Annotated in this window: 4 protein-coding genes; all 4 read right to left on the reverse strand. The window is 29.7% G+C overall.

Annotated elements, in window-relative coordinates; translation table 11 throughout:
* Positions 1–61: 61 nt before the first annotated feature.
* Positions 62–925 (reverse strand): tRNA pseudouridine(55) synthase TruB, encoded by an 864-nt coding sequence (gene truB, locus KHW44_RS07610; protein WP_304067962.1) that lies wholly within the window; start codon positions 923–925, stop codon positions 62–64.
* On the reverse strand, positions 909–1,877 hold the full coding sequence (locus KHW44_RS07615; protein WP_304067965.1) for a bifunctional oligoribonuclease/PAP phosphatase NrnA: 969 nt from the start codon (positions 1,875–1,877) through the stop codon (positions 909–911). The genes truB and KHW44_RS07615 overlap by 17 nt, the downstream gene beginning before the upstream one ends.
* The gene (rbfA, locus tag KHW44_RS07620) at positions 1,867–2,232 is read right to left on the reverse strand and encodes a 30S ribosome-binding factor RbfA (RefSeq protein ID WP_304067968.1); all 366 of its coding nucleotides are present in this window, start codon (positions 2,230–2,232) and stop codon (positions 1,867–1,869) included. Before rbfA ends, KHW44_RS07615 begins: the two co-directional genes overlap by 11 nt.
* A 7-nt stretch (positions 2,233–2,239) precedes the next feature.
* A partial coding sequence (gene infB, locus KHW44_RS07625; RefSeq protein WP_304067972.1) for a translation initiation factor IF-2 occupies positions 2,240–3,410 on the reverse strand: 1,171 nt, incomplete at its 5' end.

Genomic DNA, 3,410 nt, shown 5'->3' on the forward strand with positions numbered 1-3,410 from the left:
TCAAAATTTCCTAAAGTAATAGCATCAATATTAATTTTTACGTTATCTTTGTCTAAATCAATTATTTGCATATATCAAATACCTTATTCATTTTTAAAATATTATCTTCAATACTACCAATTCCAATAAATTTATTATTACAAACTACTTTAATATTATCAATGTTTTCGTGGTTTATATTTATTTTAACACCATTGGTTATTTTTTTATATAAATTATCATCAAGTTCGATAGATTTCATTTCTGTCAAACTTTCGTAGACTGAAAATGATACATCTTCAATGTTACATTTTCTAAGCGATTCTATTTTTACTGAATCTTTTATGTCGAAACCTCCAGAATTTACTCTGATAAGAGATTTCATATATGCTAATCTACCTAATTTTTTAGCAATATCTTCAATCAAAACTCTAATATACGTTCCCTTAGAACATTTAACTTTGATTATACAAGAATTTTCTAGAAGATATAATGGTTCTATATTATAGATTGTAATTTTTCTGGATTTTCTATTAATTTCCTTGTTTTCTCTTGCGTATTCATAAAGTTTTTTTCCATTTACCTTAACTGCGGAATACATAGGAGGTACTTGTTCAATGGTTTTACCACTTAAATCATCTAAAATTTCCTTTAATTTTTCTTTATCGTATGTTTTCTCTGAAAAACCTGTGACATTACCGGATAAATCAAGAGTATCTGTACTTGTTCCAAAACACATTTCAAATATATATGTTTTACCATATTCCATTAGATATTCTGTTATTTTAGTTCCTTTTCCAACGCCTAATAACAAAACTCCGGTAGCATCAGGATCTAGAGTCCCAGCATGTCCAATCTTCTTAGTTTTTAAAATTCCTTTACATATAGAAACAACATCCTGAGAGGTATATCCTTTTTCCTTAAAAACATTAATTACGCAATCCATATCTATCAATTTCTTCTTTAATTTTATTTAACACTGCGTCATAATCACCGACAATTTTAGTGGCAGCAGCATTCTTATGACCGCCTCCACCAAGATTTTTGGCAACTGATCCTACATCAATATTTCCTTTGCTTCTGAAACTTACCTTGTATTCATTTTCAGTTTGTTGTTTAATTAATACTGATATTTTGATTTTGTCAGTATCCCTGAAAGTATTAATTACACTATCAATATCTGAAATTTCAACATTATACTTATTTAATTGATTTGTCATTACAAAACCAATTGCAACATGATCATTATATATTTCAGTCTTAGATAAGATTTCATTTTCTAAAAGTTGTGCGTCAAATTTATTTGATTGATAAATTAATTCATTGATTTTCATCATGTCTGCACCATATTCAACTAATTTAGAAGCTTTAGCTAATGTATCAGCAGTTGTAGCAGAATATAAAAATCTTCCAGTGTCAGTTGATATTCCAGTTAAAAGTGACATCGAAATTTCTTCATCAATTGGTAGATTTACTTCGTTTATTACATCAAATACTAATTCACAAGTTGAGCTGTAACCTTTTTTAACTATGTTGACGTCACCGTAAAACTCATTACTTTGATGATGGTCAATGTTTATTCTGTATCTTGCTTTATTAAATAATTCATCAATATTACCTAATCTCTCATAATTAGCACAATCTAGGCATATTATCATATCAATATTAATATCTGTATTTTCTGATAGCAAATCCAAATTTGGCAAAAATTTTAAATTTTCAGGAATTTTGTCAAACTCAATAGGATAAACTTTCTTTCCTAAATTGAGTAAACTTTTTGATAAAGCAGTTAATGAACCTAAGTTATCACCATCTGGGTCTAAGTGAGAAATTAGAGCAATTGAACTTGCCTCATTCAATTGCTCTTTAAATTTCAAGATTTCATCATTAATTTTCATTATAATTTTCCTCATGAATTGATTTTATTAGATTTTCAATATGCATACTTTGCTCACTTGTTTCATCAATTTTGAAAATCAGTTGTGGTACATGTCTTAAATCTACACTTTCACCAATTTGTTTTTTTAAGAATCCTTTTGCTTTGTTCAATCCTTCAAGAGTTTGTTTTTTCTTTTCATCATCGCCTATTACAGCTATATATACTGTAGCAAAACTCAAATCATTTGTTACTTTTACATCGGTAACAGAAACATTTAGTTTGTCAATTCTAGGATCTTTTAGTGAATTAATTATAGAACTTGAAATAACTTTTTTGATTTCTGATGAAATTCTTCTTACTCTTTTAATATTCATAATTCTCCTATCTTTGTACTTCGTTTAGTACGTATGCTTCCAGTACATCTCCTGGTTTAATGTCATTATAATTTTCTAAGCCCATTCCGCCTTCGTAGCCTTGAGTCAATTCTTTAACATCATCTTTATATCTCTTCAATGAAGAAATAGGACCTTCGAAAATCAATATTTCATCTCTCAACAAACGAACCACAGCATTTCTAGTAACTTTTCCTGTGTTTACATAAACGCCGGCAACAGTACCTACTCCTGGAACTTTGAACGTATCTCTAACTGTAGCTCTACCTAAAACTTCTTCTTGATATTGTGGTTTTAACATACCAGTGATTGCATTTTTTACATCTTCTATAGCATCATATATAACTCTATAAGTTCTTATTTCTATAGATTCATTCTTTGCCATATCCAAAGCCACTTGAGTTGGTCTCACATTAAATCCGATTATTATTGCACTTGATGCAGATGCTAAGTTAACATCAGATTCAGTAATACCACCTACTGCACCGTGAATAATATTAACTTTTACTTCATCGTTGCTTAGTTTTATTAATGATTGTTTAATAGCGTCAATCGTACCTTTAACATCTGTCTTTATTATAATATTAAGATCTTTAGTTTCTCCGTCTGAAATTTTTCCGAACAATTCGTCTAAGTTCATAGTTGAAGAAGACTTGATTTGTTCTTCACGGTTATGATCTTTTATTTTTTGAGCATAATTTCTAGCTTCTTTTTCATCTTTTACAGCGTATATCATATCGCCAGCTTCAGGAACTTCATTTAAACCTAAAATCAAAACTGGTGTTGAAGGACCTGCTTTTTTAACTTGCTTACCTTGATCATTAAACATGGCTCTGATACGACCACTTGCTTGTCCACTAAATACCATATCAGAATGTTTTAAAGTACCCTTTTGAACCAAAATTGTAGCAGTTGGACCTCTTCCCTTGTCTAATTGTGCTTCAATTACTGTACCTACAGCAAGTCTATTTGGATTAGCTTTTAACTCTTCCATTTCAGCGACCATTAAAATCATTTCAAGTAATTCATCAATACCTTCACCAGTTCTAGCAGAAACTGGGACTAAAACTGTATCTCCACCCCAGTCTTCAGGTACCAATCCATTTTCAGCTAATTCAGTTTTTACTCTTTCGATATTAGCATTTTCTTTATCTATTTTA

Origin of the sequence: Finegoldia magna (assembly GCF_018371055.1) — a bacterium.
Classification (GTDB): Bacteria; Bacillota; Clostridia; order Tissierellales; family Peptoniphilaceae; genus Finegoldia; species Finegoldia magna_I.

Excerpts from the sequence above, each read along its gene's own strand:
- truB (WP_304067962.1), bottom strand. The coding sequence starts at position 925 with ATGGATTGCGTAATTAATGTTTTTAAGGAAAAAGGATATACCTCTCAG.
- KHW44_RS07615 (WP_304067965.1), bottom strand. The coding sequence starts at position 1,877 with ATGAAAATTAATGATGAAATCTTGAAATTTAAAGAGCAATTGAATGAG.
- rbfA (WP_304067968.1), bottom strand. The coding sequence starts at position 2,232 with ATGAATATTAAAAGAGTAAGAAGAATTTCATCAGAAATCAAAAAAGTT.